Raw genomic sequence first — 23,361 nt, 5'->3', positions numbered from 1 at the left:
TTTAAGATGTCCGTTTGCGGCTGATCAGTCCGTATTTCATCGCCCAGGACCGAAACGAGCGGCGTTTGGCCTGCTTGGGCATGACTTCCTGCTTGGATTGCGACCCGCCTTTGCGATTGAACTCATAGACGTCGATAACCCGCTCAGCGCAGCCACAAGCTTCGCCCATACCCACCTTGGCGAAATAGAACTTTTCGAAATTCTCAGGTTTTTGCATGGCGCGCCCTCCGCAATCATTAAACGGCGGACACGTGCGGAAGCCAACTCAAATCTTCGAAAGATCAGAACCCGCCGACACCTGACAAGGTCAGGTCGCTGACCAGATCAGCATAGCGCTCCCGCGCCTCAGTATCCGCGCCCGTGTTCCACATGTAGAACCAATTCAGCATACCAAACACCGACATCGTCGTCGCACGCAGCTTGGGTTTGTCATTCTGAAACGTATCCGGCGCAAGTTGAGCGATGATGTCGCTTAGGAAAACGACCATGTCGCGCTGATAACCGCGCAGCAGCTTTTGTTGACCTTCTGGCAAGGCCGACATACCGCCGGTCTGAACCCTGTGCTCGTCATCGACGCCTTGATAGGCGAGCAGAATTTCACACACGGTTTTGCGCAGGCTCTGCGCGGGGCTCAGCCCTTCCAGGTCCAGATTGCAGACAAGATCGCGCAACTGCCGCAAATAGCTGTCGAGCATGTCGAACAAAATGGCGTCCTTACTGTCGTAGTAGTGATAGATATTGGCCTTGGAGATCCCGCATTCGCGCGCCAGTTGTGACATCGAGGCCCGGTCAAAGCCCTCTTGCGCAAAGACGCGCGCGGCGGTTTTGAGAATACGCGCGCGTTTGTCGTCATGGTCTTTTGCTATGGTACGGGCCAATCGGGCGACCTCCGGGTCAGGCGTTTCTGTTGTCGATCACACGGCGGGCCTTGCCCTGACTACGTTCAACCTCGCCGGGCTCGCCTACATCTATCTCGGTGGAAATGCCAACAACTTCCTTGATCCGGCGCGCCAGCATACGCGCGGCGGCGGTTTTGCTAAGCTCGTCCGCCGCGTCCGGCGCGGCCTCGACATGTACGCGCATCGCGTCCATCCGCCCCGCTCGGTACAGTTCGATCTGGTAGTAGGGCGCAAGGCCGCCGGTCGCCAAAACCTGCTCTTCTATTTGGCTGGGAAAGACATTCACCCCGCGCAGGATGATCATGTCATCAGAACGGCCGGTGATCTTCTCCATCCGCCGCATCGACCGCGCAGTGCCCGGCAGCAAGCGGGTCAGGTCGCGGGTGCGATAGCGGATCATCGGCAGACCCTCTTTGGTGAGCGTGGTAAACACCAGTTCTCCCATTTCGCCATCGGGCAACACTTCGCCGGTCTCGGGATTGATGATCTCGGGATAGAAATGATCCTCCCAAATCACCGGGCCGTCTTTGGTCTCAACACATTCATTGGCCACGCCCGGCCCCATGATCTCGGACAGTCCGTAGATGTCGACCGCATGCATATCAAAGGCTTGCTCGACCTCTGAGCGCAAGGAATCCGTCCACGGCTCGGCCCCGAAAATGCCAACAGACAAGGAACACGCGCGTGGGTCCAACCCGATCTGGTGAAACTGCTCCAGAATATTGAGCATGTAGGACGGCGTGACCATGATCCCATCAGGTTTGAAATCGGTGATCAGATCGACTTGCCGAGACGTCTGGCCGCCGCCCATGGGGATGACCGTGGCACCCAAACGCTCGATACCGTAATGCGCACCCAGACCGCCAGTGAACAGGCCATAGCCATAGGCGCAATGCACCATGTCCCCACGCCGTAGCCCACTGGCGCGCAGCGAGCGGGCGACAAGGTCGGCCCAATTGTCGATGTCTGTTTGCGTGTATCCCACGACGGTCGGTTTGCCGGTGGTCCCAGACGAGGCGTGGATGCGGATGATCTGCTCGCGCGGGACGGCGAACAGGCCAAACGGGTAGTTGTCGCGCAGGTCGTTTTTGTAGGTGAACGGAAACCGGCTGAGATCACTTAGCGAGCGCAAATCATCAGGGTGAACGCCCGCCTCATCAAAGCGCTGGCGATACATCGGAACGTTGTCATACGCATGGCGCAGCGACCATTTGAGGCGATCCAGCTGTAAGCCGCGTATCTCGTCGATCGACGCAATTTCGATCGGGTCCAAGTCCGCTTTGTTCGGGCTTAGATCTTTCATGCCCGTCTCCTCCCGTTATGGTTCTTCTACAACCGATCCCTTGACGGCCCGTGAAAAGCCTCGGAACTCAGCCACCTTCTGGTCGTCCTGATTTGTGACCGTCACGTCGTATATCCCGCTGCGCCCGGTCAAACTCAGTTCAGTGGCGCGGGCGGTCAGGCGGTCGCCTTGACGACCAGGCGAAATAAAGCTGATCACGTTGTGCTGGGCGACGGTCGATTGGTTGCGGCTGTTGCACGCAAAGGCAAAGGCGCTGTCGGCCAGCATGAAGATCACGCCGCCATGGCAGATACCGTGCCCGTTGCAGTGGTGCGCTTCGACGGTCAGGGTCAGCGTTGCGGTCCCTTCGTCGACCTCGCCAAGCTCCATCCCCGCCCATTTCGAGGCCTTGTCGCGTGACCACATGGCTGTTGAAGCTTTTGTTGCAAGGTCCTTCGGGGTCATCTCAGCACCCTTTGAAAACCGGTTGGCGTTTGTTCAGAAAGGCACTGACCCCTTCGGCATAGTCGGCGCTTTCTCCGCAGGTTTTCATCGCGTCGGCTTCAAGTTCCAGATGATCCGACAGCGTGTTGGTCGCAGCGGCCTGGATGGTCTGTTTTGTTAAGCCAAGTCCCAAGGTTGGTCCGTTGGCAAGTTGTTCAGTCAACGCGCGCGCCTGCGCCATCAGGTCGTCATCGGGTACGGATTTCCAGATCATGCCCCATTCTGCGGCTTGGCGGGCGGGTAGCGGTTGGCCGGTCAACGCAAGCCCTTTGGCCCGGGCCTCACCAATCAGGTGTGGCAGATGCCAACTGCCACCTGTGTCCGGGATCAACCCGACTTTTGCGAAAGACTGGATGAATTTTGCGGACTCGGCGGCCAGAACGATGTCGCAGGCCAAGGCCAGGTTTGCCCCGGCACCTGCGGCCACACCGTTGACCGCACAAATGACCGGGAAATCCAAGGACCGGATCCGCCTTACCAGCGGCGCGTAGAATTTCCGCACGGTCTTTCCCAGATCGGGTGGTCCATCCATCCGCGTCGGATCGCGGTCGCCCAGATCCTGACCCGCGCAGAACCCGCGCCCCGCGCCTGTCAACAACACGGCCCGCGCGCCATCGGCTCGCGCCCCTTCAAGCGTCGAACGCAAAGCCAGATGCATCTCTTCCGTGAAACTGTTCAGCCTTTCAGGTCGATTCAGTGTGATTTCAACCCATTGACCATGATCTTGCGAAAGAATCGTATCGGACATGCCAGGTTCGCTTTGCATTTGTTTCAACAAACTTCTTGCATAAACCGAACGGTTGGTCAATAAATTCTCCAAGCTTTTGTGACTCGTCGGAGCAGCAGGCCCAACGCAACTCCGTTGATAGTTACAAAACGAACCAATACCTGATTCACGACTTGCGCTTTTGAGGAGGAGACCCGGTCATGACGTTTTCCAGAATTAACACGCTTTTGGCATCTGCCGCCCTGGCAGTTTCCGGTACGATCGCCTTTGCGGCCGATTATACCCTGACGATATCCAGCTGGGCGCCACCGACCCACGGGATCAACGCAAAGATGTGGCCCAAATTCGTTGAGATGGTGGAAGACGCTACCGACGGAAAGGTGACGGCAGAGCTGAAACTTGGCATCGCCCCGCCCCCGGCGCAGATGGACCTGATCATGGACGGTGCCGCCGATGCCTCGATCATTTTCCATGGCTACCAGCCAGGCCGCTTCGTCACGACCAAGCTGATCGAATTGCCAGGCTATGAAGGCTCGGCCGAAGAAGCATCCGTTGCCTATTGGCGCGCCTATGATCAGCACCTCAAGGCCGCTGATGAACATCGCGGCGTGAAGGTCATCGCGCTGCACACGCATGGACCTGCGCAGTTGCACTCTAGCGCGCCGGTCACCTCTCTGGACGAGGTTTCGGGGCTCAAGGTTCGCATTCCGGGCGGTGTCGGCGGTGACGTTGGCGCAGCACTCGGCGCGACCGGCATTCAGGTGCCTGCCCCCAAGGTCTACGAGACGTTGGCGTCAAAGGCCGCTGATGGTGTCGTCATGCCGCTTGAATCTCGCAAGGGCTTCAAGCTGACCGAAGTGGCGCAGAACGTCTATGAAATGCCGGGTGGGCTCTATCGCGGCTCATTCGCATTTATCATGAACGAGGATACCTTTGCCGACCTTCCGGCAGATCTACAGGCTGCGCTGGAAGACAACGTTTTCGGCGAGCCGTTGAGCCGCGAGATCGGCAAGATCTGGGACGAAATCGACGCCACCGGCCGTGAAGCCACCGAAGCGGCGGAAGGCAACGCTATCAACGCGGCCAGCGACGCGGATATGGAAAAATTCTCAGTCATTGCCGAGGATATCCGCGGCAAGGTCATCGCCGAGGTCGACGCAACCGGCGTCGACGCGCAGGCCGCTTACGACATGATCAATTCGGAACTGTCATCGAACTGATCCGGTTGTGGGGCGGCTACCTAGGCCGCCCTGCCCCACACTGCGCGAGTTTCCCATGACCCCAATAATTCACTTTGTGCGCCGCGCCAGCGCTCTACCCGTCATCGTGGCGAGCGTTGCCTTGTTCACCCTGATGGTGATGACGTTCAGCGATGTCATTCTGCGATCAGTATTCAATGCGCCGATCGAAGCCGCAACGGAATTGACGCGCATCTTGATGGCCATTCTGGTGTTCTCGGTATTGCCCATCGTCTCGACTACAAACGGTCATATCGCGGTGGACCTGACGGACGGGGTCTTCAACCGTCTTCATCTGTCGCGCGCGCGGGACGTGGTGATCTATGTGGTCTGCGGCATCATGCTGTTCTGGCCGACGCAGCGCGTCTGGGTCCTGGCCGAGCGCGCGCGGGATTATGGGGATGTCACCGAGTATCTCTCAATCCCGACTTACCTGATCGGCTGGTTCATCGCGCTGTCCGTCGCGGTCACCGCGCTGGTGATGATAGCCACCGGATTGCTCAGAGCTTTCGCGCCCCATACCTTGTCGGAGCCCATGCGATGACTGCGGCGCTGATCGGCTTTGCCATTGTTCTGTTGCTGGCGCTTGTGCGCCTGCCTATCGTCTTTGCGATGGGCCTCGTCGGCACGCTGGGATTTGCCTATGAACGCGGCGGATCAATCCTGTCCGAGCGCGGGTTAAAAGCCGCAATGTCCATGGTGGGCCGCCAGATCACCGACACCGCTCAGGACTACGGCCTGTCCGTTGTACCGCTGTTCATCCTAATGGGGCTGTTTGTGAACAAGGGTGGTATGGCACGTGAGCTTTATGCGGTGTCCAACGCGTTTCTGGGTCACCTGCGCGGCGGGATTGCGATGGCAACGGTCGCCGCCTGCGGAGGGTTCTCGGCCATTTGCGGATCGTCGCTGGCCACAGCGGCCACCATGTCCAAGGTCGCCATGCCGGAAATGCGCCGCTACGGCTATTCGGATGAGTTATCGACCGCCTCCATCGCGGCTGGCGGCACGCTGGGTATTCTGATCCCGCCCTCAGTCATTCTGGTCATCTATGGCCTGCTGACGGAAACTTCGATCGGCAAGCTGTTCATGGCGGGGATCATTCCCGGCATCCTTGGCATTCTGTTCTACCTGTTCGCCGTGCGCTGGACCGTCTGGCGCAACCCTCAAGCCGGACCCGCCGGGGAACGCGCGTCCTGGGGTGACCGCCTGCGCGCCTTGGGCTCGGTCTGGGCGGTTCTGCTGCTGTTCTTTCTCGTCATCGGAGGGCTCTACGGAGCGTTCGACTTTGAGCCATTGAACCTGACGTTCTCGCCCACTGAGGCCGCTGGAATGGGGGCCGCCGGGGCCTTTCTGATCGCACTCTCCAGGGGCGGTCTTACCGTCAGATCGACCTTTGAGGTCCTGAAAGAGACCTGTTTTACCGCATCTGCCCTGTTTGCCGTCCTGATCGGGGCGCAGATCTTTTCGAACTTCATCAACCTGGCAGGCTTGCCCGAGGCGCTGATCGCGCTGGTCACTGCCTATGATGTATCGCCCTTTGTGGTCATCCTGATGATCCTAGGGATCTACATCATTCTGGGCTGTGTCTTCGAATCCCTGTCGATGCTTTTGCTCACGGTCCCGATCTTCTTTCCGCTGGTAACCTCGCTTGGATATGATCCGATCTGGTTCGGTATCGTCGTTGTGGTTGTGACTGAAATCTCGCTGATCACCCCGCCTGTGGGCCTGAACGTCTTTATCCTGAAGGGCGTGGTCGGAGACGTCTCGACCGGCACCATATTTCGCGGTGTCACGCCGTTCTGGGTGGCCGATATCTTCCGCCTCGCACTGATCGTATTGGTGCCCGTCCTGGTTCTGTACCTGCCGCAGCAAATGGGTGCGTTGGGTCACTGATTTCCCCATCAAAGGAGAACGCCATGTCCCTGCTTAAGATATCCAGCTTTGCAGCCGGTGCGTGGGTCGCCCCGGATGAAGGCGCACGGACGATCGCATCGGCCATCACCGGTGCGCCTTTCGCCAGCGCGGGGAATAGCGCCCTGGATGTGCAGCTAATGCTGGACTATGCGCGCGACACGGGCGGTCCGGCCTTGCGCGCCATGACCTTTCACCAACGTGCCCGCATGCTCAAGGCATTGGCGCAGGTGCTATCCGAGAACAAACACGCGCTTTACGACCTCAGCTTTGAAACCGGCGCGACGCAGAAAGATCACCTGATCGATATCGACGGTGGCATTGGCACGATGTTCGTTTTCGCCTCGAAGGGGCGGCGAGAGATGCCGGACACGAAAGTCTATCTGGACGGGGACCCCGAACAGCTTTCGCGCAACGGTACCTTTTTGGGTCAGCACATCTGCACACCACTGCAAGGCGTCGCCGTGCATATCAACGCGTATAATTTCCCGGTCTGGGGCATGCTGGAAAAGCTGGCCCCAACCCTTTTGGCTGGTGTCCCGGCCATTGTGAAACCCGCTACCAACAGTTGCTATGTCACCGAACTGGCGGTTCGGATCATGCTGAACAGCGGAATTCTACCCGCGGGGGCCCTGCAACTGGTGTCAGGAGGGCTGGGCGATATGCTGGACCATCTGACCTGTCAGGACGTCGTCAGCTTCACTGGATCGGAAAACACGGCGCTGACCCTGCGGCAAACACCGGCCATCCTGCAGAACTCGGTCCGGTTCGTGGCCGAGCAGGACAGCCTGAATGCGTCGATCCTAGGTCCTGACGCGGTACCGGGCACGCCGGAATTTGATCTATTCATCACCGAAGCCGCCCGAGAAATGACGACCAAGGCGGGCCAGAAGTGTACAGCGATCCGCAGGATCATTGTGCCGGATGTGGTGACCGGGGCAGTTATCGATGCTTTGACGGGGAAACTAGCGAAAATCTCGGTCGGAGACCCGCGCCTTGATGGCAACCGTATGGGCGCATTGGTGTCCAACGATCAAAAGCACGATGTTTTAGCCAAGGCCAACCTGATTAGCCAGGAAGCCGAACGTGTCTTCGGAAACCCGGACAGCTTCGAACTGAATGGCCCCGAAACGGGTGCATTTGTCCCACCGATGCTGTTTCATTGCTCGGACCCGGACGCCGCTCAGCGCGTTCACGATACCGAGGCATTCGGCCCCGTTTCCACAGTCATGGGGTACCGCGACGTGGATCATGCCATTGCGCTTGCCAATCGTGCGCAGGGGTCGTTGGTCACCTCGGTGATCACGCATGATCCTGATGTCGCCCAACAGATGGTCATGGGTACTGCCGCCTACAATGGGCGTATCTACCTGAATGACCGAGACTCGATGGCGGAATCCACCGGCCACGGCTCTCCCTTGCCTCATATGGTCCACGGTGGTCCGGGCCGCGCAGGCGGTGGAGAAGAGTTGGGAGGAGTGCGCGGTGTGAAACACTATATGCAGCGCACGGCGGTTCAGGGCTCGCCACGGTTGTTGACGCGGATCGGGTCGAACTGGCTGCCCGGTGCACCTGAAATCAAAGGGCCCTCACATCCCTTCACCCGAAAGTTTGGCGAGTTGGAGATTGGCGAGACCCTACACACGGCTTCACGCACTGTTACTTTGGACGATATCGAGCATTTTGCCCAATTCACCGGTGACACATTCTACGCCCATATGGATGACGAAGCCGCCGCAAGAAATCCCTTCTTCCCGGGGCGGGTGGCGCATGGGTATCTGCTGCTCAGCTTTGCGGCCGGTTTGTTCGTCGAACCGAACGAAGGGCCGGTTCTGGCCAATACCGGGCTCGACGGCCTGCGGTTCATGAAACCCGTTGTCGCTGGTGACAGCATCAAAGTATGCCTGACAGTCATGCAAAAGACACCCCGCAATCAGGACTATGGCGAGGTCCGCTGGCATGTCACCTTGACGAACCAGAATGACGAACAGGTGGCCGACTATCAGCTGCTAACAATGAACGCGTTTTGAAACCCGCCCGCAAAAATTGATTTTTCTTATGTGGCCGAGCGGTTTAGAATGCCCTTATGACCAGCCAGACGACGTGGTTCGATAAGGCCGTGGCCGAACTGACCGATCCCCGGGATCAGCGAGTGTGGTCGGTAATTGTTTCGCTGTTCGGTGACATGGCGCAAGAACCGGGTGCGCAGATTTCCGGCGGCGCTCTGACCCGGATCATTGAGCCAATGGGCATCAAGCCCGAAGCCATTCGTGTTGCAGTGCATCGATTGCGCAAGGATGGATGGATTCAAAGCGATCGCATTGGTCGCGTGTCCCGACATTTCCTGACAGATTTCGGGCGCAGTCAATCTGCGGCCGTTACGCCACGCATTTATGCCCGCGACCCCGAACCGGTGGACAACTGGCACCTGCTGATAGCCGAGGATGGCACCGGAACCCGGGTTCTTGATGACGTTATGCTAAGCCATGACTACACGCCGATCAGCCGGAATGTTGCATTGGGCGCGGGGCCTGCGCCCGAGCACACCGAAGGGCTGTTGGCATTGCAGGTCAATCCGAAGGACGCGCCCGAATGGGTTCGTGATCGCTTGTGTCCAGTTGAGTTGCGGGCGGCGTGCAAAGCGCTCAACGAGGCTGCATTGCGGGTCGAAACCTCACGCCCGAAAGGCTGGGTTTCCACCTCGTTCCAATGCGCGACCTTGCGCACATTGTTGGTTCATCGCTGGCGACGGGTTGTTTTGCGCCAACCCGACCTGCCAATGGGCTTTTACCCGTCCGATTGGGCGGGGCCGCATTGTCGCGAGACTGTGTTTCGCCTGTTGGACACGCTGCCACGTCCGATGCCTGACATCCTCAACGATACCGCATGACGCCGAGACCCCGTCCGAAAGGCTGAATTGCGACGCCTCAGATCATACAAAACGCGTGGTGCTATCGAGTTTTGGGCAATACACTTGTGACACAGATGCGGATGGAGGTTTGGTATGATCGTTCTGGCTATTTTGGGACTATTGGTTGCATTCCTTCTGGCCATGAACCTCTGGACCCGCCGCCTGACACGACAAGGCCACCAGATCGTACCCCAATTGGGAGAGGTCGTGCAGGTTCCGGGTGGCAGTATCCACTACGTCGAAAAGGGTGACCCCGAAAACCCGACCATTGTTATGATCCACGGGCTTTCCGGTCAGCTACAACATTTCACATACGCTCTAATGGACAAGCTAGCCAACGACCATCACGTGGTCGCCGTCGACCGACCCGGATGCGGGTATTCCACCCGCGACACCGCCGAATTGGCGGCGCTGCCGGAACAGGCCCGGATGATTCATGACTTTCTTCAGATCAAGGGAATACAACGCCCTGTTCTGGTTGGTCATTCACTGGGCGGCGCGGTATCATTGGCAATGGCATTGGACTACCCCGAACATGTTCGGGCCGTCGCCTTATTGGCCCCTCTGACGCACGAGATGCCCGAGACACCGGCTGTATTCAAACCGTTGGAGCTTAGAACGGAGTGGCTGCGAAATCTCATAGGCCACACAATCGCAGTTCCGATGGCCAGAAAGACGGCTCCGCATGTGCTAAAGGACGTGTTCGCACCAGAACCCGCGCCTGATGACTTTCTGGACCGCGCCGGCGGGGCTCTTGGCCTGCGCCCGTCAGCTTTTGTCACTGCGTCTCAGGATGTAATTGGGATGCAAACCAGCTTGGGTGCCATGGTTAAACGATACCCAGACCTTCAGGTGCCAGGCGGGATTCTGTTCGGCACCAAAGATCCGATCCTTTCCGCGGCAGACCACGGAGAACCCATGACGCGATATGGCCTTACTTACGAGCCATTGGACGGCCTCGGCCATATGATCTTGATCACTGTCCCAGACATATGCGCGCGATTTGTCCGCGAGGTTGAACAAATGAATTCAATTGCGAACACCCAATCCGACCATGCTTAAACCGAGCACCGAGAATTCAGCGATGATCTGCTCTTTTCCCTCTTGACCCTCCGCATTGCCTCGCTTAAATCGCCACTCACTCGTGGCGGAGTAGCTCAGTTGGTTAGAGCAGCGGAATCATAATCCGCGTGTCGGGGGTTCAAGTCCCTCCTCCGCTACCAAAAATCCCTTTAAGCTTCTGAAATGCGGACCTGAAACTGCCTCATTGGCCTGCACTGAGGCGAGCAAGTGGTATTGCGGTTATTGCATTTAGCCAGCCAAACAGGGACTGCCGCATTCACAATTGTCGAACCAAACCAGCGTCGCGCAGTAGCCCCAATTGAATTGCCGCGCTTCGACAAGGGTCTTGGGCGTTGGAAATACCAAAACCGGACAAGCTGTTTTCTTTCGATGCTGTAACGTCAAACGCAAGAAGCATCCCAACACTCTGAAACGCCCGAAATACATTACCCCACTTCCGGTCACTGTTTCGCAAAAACAAGGAAACATTGCAAAAATTGACGTTTGTTGCTAATGTTTCCTTTTTTTCGGAGAGTGTTCCGATGCTAAAAGTAAAACTATTTCTTGCAATCGCCGTGACTTTTTGCGCGAGCCTATTGGGCAGCGCGACGTTCGCGCGGCACGAGTTTCCCAACAGGCAATCCGAAAATGATATCTCAGAGCGTCTGAAAAGTGCCGCAGAAAACCTGAAAGACGACCAGACGAAGCCCTCTGGTTATATATTTGAAAAATATACACAATGGTACAATTGGAGCAACTGGAACAATTGGCAAAACTGGGGTAATTGGTAAAGCCATTGCCATGAATTACGCCGGAGTCAGTGGGATACAGCTTTTGGTGCTGCAGCCCACGCCATTTTGCAACCTGAATTGTTCTTACTGCTATTTGCCAGACCGATCCAACCGGGCGCGGATGGACGAGCACACGCTAGATTCGGTGGGACGGCATGTTTTGGCGAGCCCTGTCTTCACCGATGCGTCCACGCTGGTTTGGCATGCCGGGGAACCTCTTGTTTTATCGCCTGATTGGTACAGGCGCGCACGCCAAATTCTTGAGGCCGCCGGCGGGCGCAAGATTGCAAAACAAAGCTTTCAAACCAATGCAACCCTGATCGACGATAACTGGGTCGCCTATTTTTCGGAACCAGGTGTAAGCGTCGGGGTAAGCCTGGATGGCCCCGAAGACGTCAATGACGCGTATCGGCTGGACCGAAAAGGCCGTGGAACCTGGCATTCCGTCATGAGAGGCATCAACAGGCTGCACGACGCTGATGTTCCGTTTCACATCATTTGCGTCGTAACCCGCAAAGCGTTGGACAGCCCCAGGCGCCTGGCCGAGGCCTTGATTGCAGCCGGACCGACATCCATTGGCCTCAACATCGAAGAGATCGACGGCATCAACAAGACGTCCTCGCTGCTGGACAGCAACCACGAGGACAAGGTCCGAACGTTCCTTGACGAATTTCTTGACGTTTTTGACGCCCATGCCAACCCGCCGCGGCTGCGCGAACGCGACGTTTTGAATAATCTGCTGGCGGTCAAAAGAAACGGCCAAACAGTCAAGAACCAAGAAAACTCTCCGGGTGCCATACTGTCGATAAGCGCGACAGGAGATATTTCAACCTATTCGCCGGAACTTTTGGGCACAAAATCGGCCGAGTTCGAGAATTTTGTGTTTGGAAATATTAACGAAATCCGCGATTTGAGCGACATTTACCTAAACAGAAATTTTTTGCGCTGCCAAAGCGCCATCTCGGCGGGCATATCGAAATGCAAACGGAGTTGCGGGTATTTTCCGTTATGCGGCGGCGGCGCACCAGCAAATAAATACGGTGAGACCAGACGATTGGACATTACCGAGACTGCATTTTGCAGGACCTCGATCAAAACCGTTTTGGACACGCTTGTGAACAGAAACCTTGCCCAAGCGAAGCAACCGGAGATCGGATGTCATGACTGAAGATGAGCAGGAGCCACTTCGCAAAGGGTTTTCGGTTAGAAACTCGCTTGGGTTTTTTGTGTCGGAAAACGCCCGAAAATTTGCCTTCTACTCGTTTCTGGTTTTGGCGGCGCTCTATCTTCCAATTCCGTGGATTTATCATCAGGTTCAAGGCTGGTTCCACGACCGCGGTATCTTCTATGACGCAGCGAAAGAGGGTCTGATTACAATTGATTCACCACAACTCTTTACGCGGGAAAGACTGATCAACCAACGGCTGAACGACAGTGCCTGGATCGATGGACGGATTGCGGTCGTCGATGACATGATATCGGAAGGCCGGTTTGGTCAACCAAATCAAATAAGAAGCCAATTCGTTTCGACAGCCGTCAGCAAGGGCGACGAGGCTGCTTCCAACGCACTGCAGGATGGTCATGTGGAAGAAGATAACATGTCCGTCGCGGTAAACCCGCTGGACGAATTTTCTGCTGCGCAAGAATATCGACTGAATTTGGTTCAGCAAAAGTTTCAATCGGTTCTCGATGATGCACACGACACGGATTCAAACACGCTGCAACGCCTGAATTTCAACATGACCATTCTGCCGGGTCGGAACTACAGCACCTCGGTCGCGGCAGTGTCGATCCGTTTGCAGCAGCCCGAAGATCCTGAGTGGCTTTTGCAGAAATACGGCGAACTTCTGGTCGATGTCCGGGAAGAGCTGCAGAACACGGCCCGTCGAATGATCGCCGACCGCATGTCGATCGACCGGCCTGACAGCAACTATGCGCTAAGCTCGGATATCGACCACTTGCTGCGAACCGTACTGATCAACAGCGCGCGGCGGAAGGCGGATGCTGACGGTACACCTGACCCGGAAGCTACGGTCAGCATGTATATCGAAGGCGCGCAAGAGAGACTGCGAGAAGACTATCAGTCATCGATAACCGGCAGTTTCAGAGCCCAACTTCTGCGTGTCGGGACGGGAACGAAAATTGGCCCGCTTCTGGCAAACTACTTCTTCCCGTCGCAATCGCCACCACCCCCTCAGAACCCAGGGATCAAAGAAGCATCCAGCACCCAGCAACCTGCACCTCCGCCTGAAAGAAACTCCGGCGGGCCAACAAAGCTGGCTTCTTCGCTTGAGCAATTGGAGGGATTCTGTGGGGCTGTTGAAAACCCAACAAACGTTTGGGCTTTGTTGCCAATTGAATTCGGCACTTCTCCAGAGTTTCGCCAGCTTGTGAACGAATTTTCAGAGAATGCAGCCCACCTGACGCGATACGACTCAGCTCAAACATCGGGGGAAAGCAAGGATGCTTCGCCGTTGCTACCGCCACAAAGAAGTTCAGAGGTCGGTCTCCGTGAATTACTGGTCGATAGCAGTTTGCGCGTTACATGTCCGGAACGTCAAGAAAAGCTGGCACATAAGGCGATGCTGCAGGCCCTTGGATGGCTGGAATTGCCGCCCGAAGCAAAGCCAGATTGGGGCGAAGCTTGTTTCAGGCCTATGCACGAACCAAGCAAAGCGTTCAAAAACCCCGGAGAAAGGCGACGCAAGTGTTTTGAACTTCGGCGCGCGCTGCTCAAGATTGGTGTTGTCAAACTGGTCCATGCCGAATTGATGACTACCCCGATCGATACCGTTGGCCGTGTCCGCCTGTTGACGGATTATTTTGACATCAGTTCTTCGCGTTGCGACCTAAAAACCTGTGAAATTGTTGTACGGACCATTTCCGAACGCCAACGCGAGTCTTTGCTTGAAGAAATGAAGTTCGACCCGTTGAATAGCGCACCATTGACCAAAGAACAGGTCGATGCTGTTCATGAAATCGAAGAGGTGGCGCTTAAAACCGGACGGCAGGAGGCGCTCAGGCTGTTTGCCGAGCTATCCTGCTTTGCAAATGCACGCAGTTATATGGTGTACCCGCGTCAAGGACTTGGACAAAACATCGCCATTAACGAGCAACGCAATTGGGCCGTCTCCTGGTTGCTTGGCGAAAACTCAGCTGTTTCAGAATCTCGGGTCGCACTGGCTGACCACGAAAGAAAGAACAGAGTGTTCGGAATTGGGGACTCGGGGCTGGAAAGTGAGAGCGATCAATTGGAATGCGGACCGTCCTTTCTTTGGGTTCTGAACAATGTTCGCGTTGACTCTGATCTGATCGGAATGCTCGAAATCTTGATTGCGAACTACGAACAGATCGCAAGGAACGAAACAATCGAGAATTTGGAGATCCAGACAAAGCTGGATGTGACGTGGCTATTTAACCTCGCATGTCTTCTAGAAGTCGAAACGTCGCTGACCAACACGGAAACGAAGCTGAAAGACCAGCGGAGATGTCTGGAGAGGGCCAATACATATACCCTTGATGAACCATTCCCAAAACCCGAAAATTTCAATCTAAACCATGTCACAGCCGTTGTTCGCTACCTGCGTCAGAAACACACAATAATCTCTTGGGTCGTGCAGCCCGAAGACATGTGGTTGCAGCGTACCCGTCACACCGCGCGTAGCGTTCCCCTGTCGGCCATCGTATCCTTGCCCAGCTGGTGGCCGGGTGTCGAAATTGTTGCCGAAACATGCTGGCTGCGGCCCAGAAACGTAAACCTTCAGAGCGGTCGCAGCCTTTGCCATGACGTACCAGAAGCTGAAAAGGAAACGACCTGGTACGGCGCCAAGAGGACGCCCCGCGCGGGCGGCCTGTCAGAAACGACACAGACTTTGCCATTGCCCTACAATCTGGAAGACGTGTTACCCAAACTCGGGTTCTTCCTGGTCAGATATCCGTACATCGATCAGTTCGATCCCCAGGCGATTTCGGTTGAATCTGGGCGCGAGGTGAAACTTCGCCTTACCGGCAAACGGCTGTGGAAAAACCCGATGGTGCGCATCGGCGAACAGTGGCACGACAAGGTAGAGGTGCTCCCGGATATGTTGGGCATCGTGGCCACATTCAAGTGCCTCGACCCACTGACCAATCGCGCCAAGCAGCAGACAGACGTTCCTGGCGGCGGGCCGATCTCAATCTGGAGCAAAGGAGGGTCGCTGGTGCGACCACCCGTTCTAAATCTGGATCGCGACCCGGCAGGTCCCAAAGACAATCAGCAGGAAAACGCTCTGTCCGAGCAACGGCAAGTGCAGGTTTGGACGAGCGAAGGAAAGACGGGTCTTGTCAGCATTACCGTCAGGGCGTTCCGCCCAAATTTCACCTATAACGGCCAGTTCGAACCACCCTGCTGGGCGGAACAAGGGATTGTGACCGGAGATTAACGCGCTATTGCTGTGTTGCGCGTTGATACTCGTGTCTTTTCCTGTTCCAAGCGGCTCTTCGCGCCCCAAGATTTTGCCACGACTTTTTTTTGCATGCTCGGCAAGGGTGTATTTATGTTTTCGTTTGCAAGTTGAATTTGCGCGTTCGGGTCGCCAATTCGGACGATCCGGCCAAATTGTTGGACCACCCGTACTGGGATCCGGTGAATATCATAGTTGATACGGAAGTCACAGTCCTGGAGGTTCTGCCCTTCTGACCTGCAGATCCTTGCGGATGCAATCGCCAAACCGGGACAGCAAGGCATCGAGAATGCGGAGCAAATTGTGCATCAAACCGGGGCAATCTACATCTTTCCAACAGTAGGTCATCGCAATCTATCGTTGCAAAGCAACGACATAGCTCATTTTCCCTGCGGATAAAATGGTGCCCGGGGGCGGAATCGAACCACCGACACGAGGATTTTCAATCAAGTTCTCATACGTAATTTCAATAGGTTACAGCAAAGTGCATCACTTCGTGTATAACTTTTGAAACTTTTAGGGGCGAAATGAGTTTAAGATATTGAAACTAATAAAGTAATCACGCCGCCGACGCCGCCAAACGGGTTTTCTACGGTGGTCGATCCGGCGACTGTGACTGACCCGGCCTCTGCCAAAAATGGGCACCCACCGAATACCGGCGGGCACCTTGTCTTCAATGCTTCGGCAACGACTTTGGCGTTTTATATGCATCGACGATTGCAGTTGCCTGATGCGAAGCAATGCTCCCAGCCTTAACTTTGCCTTTGAGGTAGGTGGAAAGCTTCTTCTCTCTATAAACCTCACGCTTCCAGCGGTTGAACTCACCCAAGGCATCTTCGGGATAGCAAAACGCCTCCTGCGGTCCAGCAGCGGACTGCGGGTAATAGCTAGGGTACTGATGAGAGAACTTTTGGCGCATACCGTAAACGGCATCCAAGTTTTCTTCCTTCCAGTACTTCGACCAAGCCATTCCAACGCTAATATCCGGCACAAAACTGGAGTCAATTTTGATATCCCGAGCGATCAACGCAGCGAACATGTCGGCAATCTCTTCAAAGACACAGAAATATCCCTCAGGCACTGAGCCATAGACAGAGCCCACACGGTCCATGAACTGTTTCGTAGAGAGATCTCGGATAGATGCACCACGAGAGAGGCCAACTTGTTCATAGACAAAATCCACGAACCCCTTCCGGGCAAGTGTCCGGTAAGCCTTTTTGGCATGCTCATTGGACGCAGTGCTATCCAGCGCATAGTATTCCAGAACAGCCATGCATACGTTTTCGGGAAACGCATGATAAATGGTACCGCCACGTGGCACAGGAAGGAAAGCGTAGGTGTCATCGCCCTCCATTTCCCGGATATTTTTCTTTATCGTTGCGATACGTTTCTTGACAGGTGTTTCCTGCCAGTCATTCGTAATTTTGATGATGGTCGAGTGGTCGACGCCACAAAGCCGAGAGAGGCCACGTCCAGTCAGATAAGGGGCGCCATTGCTGAGCACGCCCATACCAACACCATCTGATTCAACTTCGGAAACAATGGTCAGGTCAAACTCCAATTGACCCTTGGTGCTCTTTTCAGGTTCTTTAGTCACTTATTTCCTCATAAACAGAAGGTTAGGGTTATGCCCTTTCGGGCTTTTCTTCTGTTCCACCCCTGAGGATAGAGGGCTTTAAGGTTGTGTAACGTGCACTTTGTGCTTACGTCACGAATTGTGAATGTGCTCTCATACCTCAGGTCCATCGGCTAAATCGCCAAATGGGCGCAGAACTGTTTGTATGTAAGAGCTTAACTCTTGGTATCAAGGCCGCCTGCCAATTTGGCAGGCATTTTTTTCACATAACCTCGTACAATGAATGAATAGCTGAAAAACTGGCCAATCAGATCACCAACGACCAAACTTTCGATGCAGATCGCAGCAATGAGCTTCTCAACTACCTCAGGCCACCTTTGTAACTCTATCAGGCATGACAGGCTCATCCTTGTGGCGATCAGCACCACCTTTGAAGCTAAAGAACATTGAACGCTGCCTCAGAATCTCCTGAGGGTCTTTGAACTGAATGTTTCGGCGGGACCCGCTGCGCCCAGCGGCGGCGGCTGAGATCGTGTCATAGAGTGCAGGTACTTTTATGGTTTTCCCCTCAAAAATATCATCCACCGTTAGAATTTGAATGGCTGGAATACGACCTATGAAAGTCTCAACATAGCCCGCTTTGCGGGCTTCCTCCAACATACCCTTGGACGGTTTGTGCGCAGAAATGAAAACCCCAATGGCGTTCGGGTCAGATGTATCGCGACGTTCTCTTTCCAGAGTTCCGATCAGGTCCCTAATCATTCCGGGATTGAGGGATTTTCCGCCTTTCACCGACACTATTCCTCGACTCTTTTCGTCCTTCTCAGCAAGCCAGAAGAAGGAGCCATCTACTCCGCCATCACCTCTAAATTTTCCAGAGTGCATTGCTCCTACGGCTGCGACAGCCCATTCCTCAAACTTAAATGGATGCTTTTCAGCTAGATACCTCGCAGAGTCAGCGCTTTGCGGAATGCCAAACACCTCGAAATCTATATCAAAAAACTCATTTATGAGCCGGTCCTGCACTACACGCATTGCCTGTACAGCGACATCAACGCCAATCCATTTTCGTCCCATCGCTTGAGCGGCATGTAGGGTAGTACCGCAACCACAAAATGGGTCCAAAACAACATCACCTTCATTGGATGACATTGCTATAATTCGCTCCAAGAGTGCTAAAGGCTTTTGTGTCGGGTAACCAAGACGCTCTTGGGCCTGAGAGTTGAGCGGAAAAATATCGGTCCAGACATCATTTAGCGCTATGCCCTTCTGCTCATCCAGATACCGTTTTAAGCGAGGCACTTTTCCGGGTGCGCTTTGATGAACTAGACCATTGTCGTATGCTTTCTGCATCCTTTCTTTAGTCCAGCGCCAGACGCGCTGTACACCAAGAAATTCATAGTCAAGGTTTGGCCTATTCTTGTTCGGGTTTAGCAGGTTGTCCAACGTGTACAAACGACCATCAGCATCTCTGTTATTGTACTTTTTTGCCGTTTTTTCTGGTAGGTCAGCGAGATCATACGGTTTATAGATTGCGTCTTCATTCCACGTCGCTGCGTCGGTTTTTTGGTACGATAGAAGCAAGTCGTGAGTGTTGGGCAAGCGCCTCTTCATTAATGACTTGCCAGTGTTGCGCTGCCAGACAATCTCATTTTGAAATCGACCTGCCCCAAAGATTGCGTCCATCATCATCTTTAGGTAGTGGCTGGCCGTCGGATCACAGTGCAAGTAGATACTGCCAGTCGGCTTTAACACACGTTCGAGTTCGATAAGACGAGCTGCCATCATAATCAGATAAGCCAGCATATCATTCTCCCCCAAGATTCGCCGCAGGGAGCTGACAAATGTGCCTACCTTTCCAGAAGTCATTTCGAGGTATTCAAACGTCTCTTCAGCTGCCTCACCCCAAGTCCAAGTGTCTTCAAAGGTAGCAATCTGGGCATCCGACCACTTAGATTTATCCGGCGATCTAAATAGCAAGTTGTAATTAGCGTTCGAGTTGAACGGCGGATCAAGGTAGATCAGATCAACGCTTTCATCCGGAACATATTCTCGGAGGATGTGAAGGTTATCTCCAAAATAAAATGCGTTCTTCATTTCAAAACTCCACCCCCCGGTGGCTCTGCGTGAAAAAACTGGCACGTTAAAAACAAAAAAACATAATACAAATCATATAGATGGAGCAGCCGATACAAAATTGATGCGTCGAGGACACGGTTTGTCCGCCCGCTTTGCCCGTCAACCACAAGATGTAGTACAGGCTTTTCTGGCCAACAGAGTTCACTGGGTGTGATAGCGGGTTAGGCATATGCAATTATAGAGCGCTTCAAGAAATCAAGTGCCCGCCCGATCAGATCTAGAACGTCTTTTTCTTTCGCTGATTAGCTGCTACGACTGCCTCTGACATGGCAGACGCGGCCATGTTGGGGCGTGGAAACCCCTTCTCTGACTAGGCCGTAAACTCGGCTGAACACCTTTGACCTATGGTCGGGGTGCCTGTGTTATACAACAGGCTCCGGCTAAAGGCACAGGGTCCGTGTCAGAGCGGATTTCCAACACCCCGATCACCAGTCAACGGCGAGGGCGCTCGCAGATCGGGACATGCTGAATAAGACCACCACACTATCGATGCAGACAGAAGCACGGGATACCGTTCCCGCCGCTTCCAAACCCGTTGGCCTTTTCCTTTTCAGAAGGGACCAACGTCTGGCCGACAACCAAAGCTCGTCATTCGGGTTTTGAGATCAGCACAATGACACCAAACAGGAAGTACAAAATGAACAAGAACCTTGTCGCCGCATTTCTTATTGGGCTTGCAGCATTGGCGCAATCAGCACAAGCAGAAGCCATTTTCACACCCAAGGCTTGTGCTGCTCTGGCGGACATCGAGCAGGCTTATTCATCTTTGACCGATGAGCAAACCATGGAGGTCATGTTCTTATCGGAAGAAGAAAAGCAGCAGGTCCTCCAACTATCAGCGGACACACTCATTCAGACGCAAATTGCAAGTTCATTTCCAGATACGGAACGCAACGTGGCATATAACGCAGCAGCCATGGGAGTCGTCTTCGGCACCCACCCAGACGTATTTACTCAGATTGAAGGAATGACCGACATAGTTTTCGGCTACGTAACACTGGCCAACACGGTTCGGGCTTTTGAATGCCCGTAACGCAGCCAGATCACTCCAATACGATGTCGCAATACTGGCCGTAAGTCGGTCGGCGTGGATATACATCAGTGCTTCAACCGAGGAATATCAAATATGATCAACCGCATAGTCTTTGCCGGATTTCTGTCCCTATTTGCCACGGGGGTAGTGGCCGAAGGCTTTACAATCTCATTTTCATGGGATGGCCTGAAGTCCTGCACGTCAGGAAATCCAAACCGTGTCGGCAACCCAAGCTTTGTGGTCAAAGGCCTGCCCGAAGGGACGCGGTATGTCCGGTTCACGATGACCGACTTGGACGTGCGCTCCTACAACCATGGCGGTGGTATCGTGAAGATGTCAGCAGATGGCACGGTTCCATCGGGGGCGTTCAAATACAAAAGCCCTTGCCCACCGAACGGAGCTCACACCTACGAATGGACTGCTGTAGCCCGCACCAAGAAATCTGGCGGCAAGAAGCTAGGAATCGCCACAGCGCAACGTCAGTATCCTGAATAGAGTGACGGGTTGGCTAAGTCGAAACTGCTGACAAAGGCGCAAGGCAACTTCATTGCCTTGCTCCATCATCAAGAGATAGTCGTCACAGATGTCGATAGGCTGCTGGGGTCGGTAACCCGACTTTCCACCAGCCAACATGCTCACAACTTTCGCAAAAAGTGACGCTGGGCCGAGTTGCTATCTTCGCTTGAAGGCTCCCCCAGCCACCATCGAGAGCTGAATATGTCAATCGGAGAGGCGCTGCACGACGGGCAATGCCATAAGTTTGCCGCCACGGCCTTGGCCCCCAACTTCTCGTCGCAGTGCAAGCAAAACCATGTATCACTCAGACCACCATTGATCGGATGAGAAACTCGTCCCTTGTCATCAGGGTTCGTCGAACGCCGAGGCCAGTCTGAGGCAATACGGGCACGAACCTGCTCAGCTTTGGCGTTAGCTACGGCCAAGGCCTGAACTACGAAATCAGGCTCATTGATTGGGTTTGCCTTGTAGCGCTTGTCCGTGACTTTAACGCGCGGCTTCTTGGAGGGCGCTTCTGGGACATGGATAAGCCAGCCACGACCGCTCATGTAGACTTCATCTAAGGAGACTTCAATTTGATAAGGGTGTGAAGCGATCGCCCCTTGGCTGACACCACCCGGATCGCCAAACAACTCTTCGGTATCACTCCGCTCCGCAGCACTCTTTACGGCGCTAGGGTTGATCTGTTCCAGAAGTTCAGAAGCCTTAGCCAGTTCCACAGCACTTGGAAGCCATCCTTCCTTATTGGCTTCGGACACCGCATACCAATGAGAGTACCCAAGTGCATGAGCGACCAAATTAAGCGCCTCATGATGTTCAATGCGCTTTGAGCGAGCAATCTTCTTTGCGATGGTCTTCAGTTTTTTGATTTCATAATCTTGAGCCATGACCCATTCCTAATCTCGGATCTGACTAGGTGCCCGCTACTAATCGATCCGCTAAGACGGGAGCGACAAAAAAGAAATCAAGCACTGCATGGCTTTGCGTGGCGGGCACACCGGCCTGTGCGGAAGGCCAACGTCAATATGGCGAGACGCACAAGGAGCGTCAAGAGAGCACTTCAACCTCAATCTGAATCGACACAATCACAGGCAGCCTTTCCGTTGCCAACCCGACAAATAAATCTGACCCCTTCTACAACAAACGTTGGTTTGTCGTTTACGAAGAAGGGAAGGCATGACCGAGTATGTAGTTTACTATCGGGTTTCGACCGAACGGCAGGGACGATCCGGCCTCGGGCTGGAAGCGCAGCGAACGATGGTAGAGCAATTCCTGTCACCCGCCGATCAGGTCATAGCCGAGTTCACGGAACTCCAATCCGGCAAACGGGATGACCGGGCCGAGCTATGGAACGCAATCAACCTTGTGAAGAAGACTAGGTCGAAGCTGCTGATCCCAAAACTGGACAGGTTTTCCCGGAAGGTGTCGTTCATTTCAGGAATCATCGACCAAGGGATTGAACTGGTTGTCTGCGAACATCCGAACGTCTCAACATTCTTCCTGCACCTGCTGGCCTGCTTTGCTGAGGAGGAGCGGCGACAGATATCAGAACGCACCAAAGCCGCACTCAGAGCGGCAAAGAACCGGGGAACCGTTCTCGGGCGGAATGCACGTGCGCTGGCAGCACAAAGGCAGTCAGAGAAGCGAAAATTCTTCGAAACGATCCGTCCCGAGTTTGAACGGGCGTTGGCTGAGGCGGGATCGTATTCGGGAGCAGCACGACTGCTGAACGAACGAAGTGTACCGACATGCAAGGGTGGGCGCTGGCATCCGCAGACCGTAAAGAACTACGTAGTGATTTCGAGCAGCGCAATGTTACAGAGCACTTGGACGGATTACTAGTATCTCAGCGGCCTGATTTCAGGGGGTATGTCAGGACAAATGGCGTGGTGACTTTAGACCACGAAACAAGCATGCACAGTCAAAACGAAAGAGCAAATTTAAGCGCTTCCCGTTTCTAAGAACAATAGAACTACTAAGCGATCAACTGTAGATCAGGCTGTCATCGACAATTGGAGCCGTTAGCAAGTCGCTTCTTGTCCATTCTTCACCGTCAGCAAATTCTATTCTTTCGACACCATACCGGTTGTTAGAGACCAACTGTTCCTCAAAAGTAATCTGATCTCCGCTGGAAAGCGTCAGCACCACATCGTTTGGGTCGGACAGCAATCGTTCAACGGTCACGTCGCTAGAATTGATATCCGTAAACACAAACTCGTCGTTGCTCTGATATCGATCGTAGTCACTGATCGTGTACGACCCATCTCCGGATGTATGGGTATAGGTTTCATTCAGTTCTGTCCCAACAACCGTACCTGTCGCTTTCATGT

20 protein-coding genes and 1 tRNA gene are annotated in these 23,361 nt (G+C 54.5%); 12 read left to right on the top strand and 9 right to left on the bottom strand.

All coding sequences use genetic code 11. From position 1 onward, the window contains the following. Position 1: 1 nt before the first annotated feature. The 5 genes from ACR0CR_RS19710 to paaG form a co-directional block, all read right to left on the bottom strand. Positions 2 to 217 carry a hypothetical protein gene (locus tag ACR0CR_RS19710; RefSeq protein WP_480602535.1) on the bottom strand — a complete coding sequence of 72 codons (216 nt, stop codon included), beginning with the start codon at positions 215 to 217 and terminating at the stop codon, positions 2 to 4. 64 nt (positions 218 to 281) lie between these two features. Further along, the gene (locus tag ACR0CR_RS19705; protein ID WP_480602533.1) at positions 282 to 878 is read right to left on the bottom strand and encodes a TetR/AcrR family transcriptional regulator; all 597 of its coding nucleotides are present in this window, start codon (positions 876 to 878) and stop codon (positions 282 to 284) included. 16 nt (positions 879 to 894) lie between these two features. After that, positions 895 to 2,202: a phenylacetate--CoA ligase PaaK gene (gene paaK, locus ACR0CR_RS19700; protein ID WP_480602530.1), complete on the bottom strand. Its 1,308-nt coding sequence runs from the start codon at positions 2,200 to 2,202 to the stop codon at positions 895 to 897. A 15-nt stretch (positions 2,203 to 2,217) separates the two neighbouring features. Beyond that, a complete protein-coding gene (paaI, locus tag ACR0CR_RS19695) occupies positions 2,218 to 2,646 on the bottom strand; it encodes a hydroxyphenylacetyl-CoA thioesterase PaaI (protein WP_480602527.1) in 429 nt (142 codons plus the stop codon). A 1-nt stretch (position 2,647) separates the two neighbouring features. Beyond that, on the bottom strand, positions 2,648 to 3,433 hold the full coding sequence (paaG, locus tag ACR0CR_RS19690) for a 2-(1,2-epoxy-1,2-dihydrophenyl)acetyl-CoA isomerase PaaG (RefSeq protein WP_480602524.1): 786 nt from the start codon (positions 3,431 to 3,433) through the stop codon (positions 2,648 to 2,650). A 179-nt stretch (positions 3,434 to 3,612) separates the two neighbouring features. Here paaG and ACR0CR_RS19685 point away from each other — a divergent pair, with 179 nt between their 5' ends. The 9 genes from ACR0CR_RS19685 to ACR0CR_RS19645 all read left to right on the top strand — a co-directional run bounded on the left by ACR0CR_RS19685 (position 3,613) and on the right by ACR0CR_RS19645 (position 15,746). Continuing rightward, entirely contained in the window at positions 3,613 to 4,632 is a 1,020-nt protein-coding gene (locus tag ACR0CR_RS19685) for a TRAP transporter substrate-binding protein (RefSeq protein WP_480602521.1), read from the top strand. Positions 4,633 to 4,687: 55 nt separating this feature from the next. Further along, complete coding sequence (locus tag ACR0CR_RS19680; RefSeq protein WP_480602518.1) at positions 4,688 to 5,194, top strand: TRAP transporter small permease; 507 nt, start codon at positions 4,688 to 4,690, stop codon at positions 5,192 to 5,194. Continuing rightward, complete coding sequence (locus ACR0CR_RS19675) at positions 5,191 to 6,543, top strand: TRAP transporter large permease (RefSeq protein ID WP_480602516.1); 1,353 nt, start codon at positions 5,191 to 5,193, stop codon at positions 6,541 to 6,543. Before ACR0CR_RS19680 ends, ACR0CR_RS19675 begins: the two co-directional genes overlap by 4 nt. Positions 6,544 to 6,566: 23 nt before the next feature. After that, the gene (gene paaZ / locus ACR0CR_RS19670) at positions 6,567 to 8,591 is read left to right on the top strand and encodes a phenylacetic acid degradation bifunctional protein PaaZ (RefSeq protein WP_480602513.1); all 2,025 of its coding nucleotides are present in this window, start codon (positions 6,567 to 6,569) and stop codon (positions 8,589 to 8,591) included. A 56-nt stretch (positions 8,592 to 8,647) separates the two neighbouring features. Then, positions 8,648 to 9,451: a PaaX family transcriptional regulator C-terminal domain-containing protein gene (locus ACR0CR_RS19665; protein ID WP_480602511.1), complete on the top strand. Its 804-nt coding sequence runs from the start codon at positions 8,648 to 8,650 to the stop codon at positions 9,449 to 9,451. A gap of 114 nt (positions 9,452 to 9,565) precedes the next feature. Further along, the gene (locus tag ACR0CR_RS19660; protein ID WP_480602509.1) at positions 9,566 to 10,534 is read left to right on the top strand and encodes an alpha/beta fold hydrolase; all 969 of its coding nucleotides are present in this window, start codon (positions 9,566 to 9,568) and stop codon (positions 10,532 to 10,534) included. 84 nt (positions 10,535 to 10,618) lie between these two features. Next, positions 10,619 to 10,695, top strand: a tRNA-Met gene (locus ACR0CR_RS19655). A gap of 640 nt (positions 10,696 to 11,335) precedes the next feature. After that, positions 11,336 to 12,493, top strand: a complete 1,158-nt coding sequence (gene grrM, locus ACR0CR_RS19650; RefSeq protein ID WP_480602506.1) for a cyclophane-forming radical SAM/SPASM peptide maturase GrrM/OscB — start codon at positions 11,336 to 11,338, stop codon at positions 12,491 to 12,493. Beyond that, complete coding sequence (locus tag ACR0CR_RS19645) at positions 12,486 to 15,746, top strand: hypothetical protein (protein ID WP_480602504.1); 3,261 nt, start codon at positions 12,486 to 12,488, stop codon at positions 15,744 to 15,746. The genes grrM and ACR0CR_RS19645 overlap by 8 nt, the downstream gene beginning before the upstream one ends. A gap of 694 nt (positions 15,747 to 16,440) precedes the next feature. On the opposite strand, the gene ACR0CR_RS19640 is transcribed toward ACR0CR_RS19645, so the two are convergent. Both ACR0CR_RS19640 and ACR0CR_RS19635 read right to left on the bottom strand, forming a co-directional pair. Continuing rightward, complete coding sequence (locus ACR0CR_RS19640; RefSeq protein ID WP_480602502.1) at positions 16,441 to 17,364, bottom strand: BstA C-terminal domain-containing protein; 924 nt, start codon at positions 17,362 to 17,364, stop codon at positions 16,441 to 16,443. Between the two features lie 345 nt (positions 17,365 to 17,709). Next, entirely contained in the window at positions 17,710 to 19,440 is a 1,731-nt protein-coding gene (locus tag ACR0CR_RS19635; protein WP_480602500.1) for a DNA methyltransferase, read from the bottom strand. A gap of 679 nt (positions 19,441 to 20,119) precedes the next feature. Between ACR0CR_RS19635 and ACR0CR_RS19630 the strand changes: the two genes are divergently transcribed. Together ACR0CR_RS19630 and ACR0CR_RS19625 are read left to right on the top strand one after the other, a co-directional pair. Then, positions 20,120 to 20,515, top strand: a complete 396-nt coding sequence (locus ACR0CR_RS19630) for a hypothetical protein (RefSeq protein ID WP_480602497.1) — start codon at positions 20,120 to 20,122, stop codon at positions 20,513 to 20,515. Positions 20,516 to 20,608: 93 nt separating this feature from the next. Beyond that, positions 20,609 to 21,010: a hypothetical protein gene (locus tag ACR0CR_RS19625; protein ID WP_480602494.1), complete on the top strand. Its 402-nt coding sequence runs from the start codon at positions 20,609 to 20,611 to the stop codon at positions 21,008 to 21,010. A gap of 140 nt (positions 21,011 to 21,150) precedes the next feature. On the opposite strand, the gene ACR0CR_RS19620 is transcribed toward ACR0CR_RS19625, so the two are convergent. Continuing rightward, positions 21,151 to 21,918 (bottom strand): hypothetical protein, encoded by a 768-nt coding sequence (locus ACR0CR_RS19620; protein ID WP_480602492.1) that lies wholly within the window; start codon positions 21,916 to 21,918, stop codon positions 21,151 to 21,153. A gap of 289 nt (positions 21,919 to 22,207) precedes the next feature. Between ACR0CR_RS19620 and ACR0CR_RS19615 the strand changes: the two genes are divergently transcribed. After that, positions 22,208 to 22,873 (top strand): recombinase family protein, encoded by a 666-nt coding sequence (locus ACR0CR_RS19615; RefSeq protein WP_480602489.1) that lies wholly within the window; start codon positions 22,208 to 22,210, stop codon positions 22,871 to 22,873. A gap of 141 nt (positions 22,874 to 23,014) precedes the next feature. On the opposite strand, the gene ACR0CR_RS19610 is transcribed toward ACR0CR_RS19615, so the two are convergent. After that, positions 23,015 to 23,361: calcium-binding protein (locus ACR0CR_RS19610; RefSeq protein ID WP_480602486.1), on the bottom strand; the 347-nt coding region annotated here is incomplete at its 5' end.

The organism is Ruegeria sp. AM2 (assembly GCF_056540685.1).
Note: the sequence above shows the minus strand (reverse complement) of the source record. Positions and strands in the feature narration are given on the sequence as shown.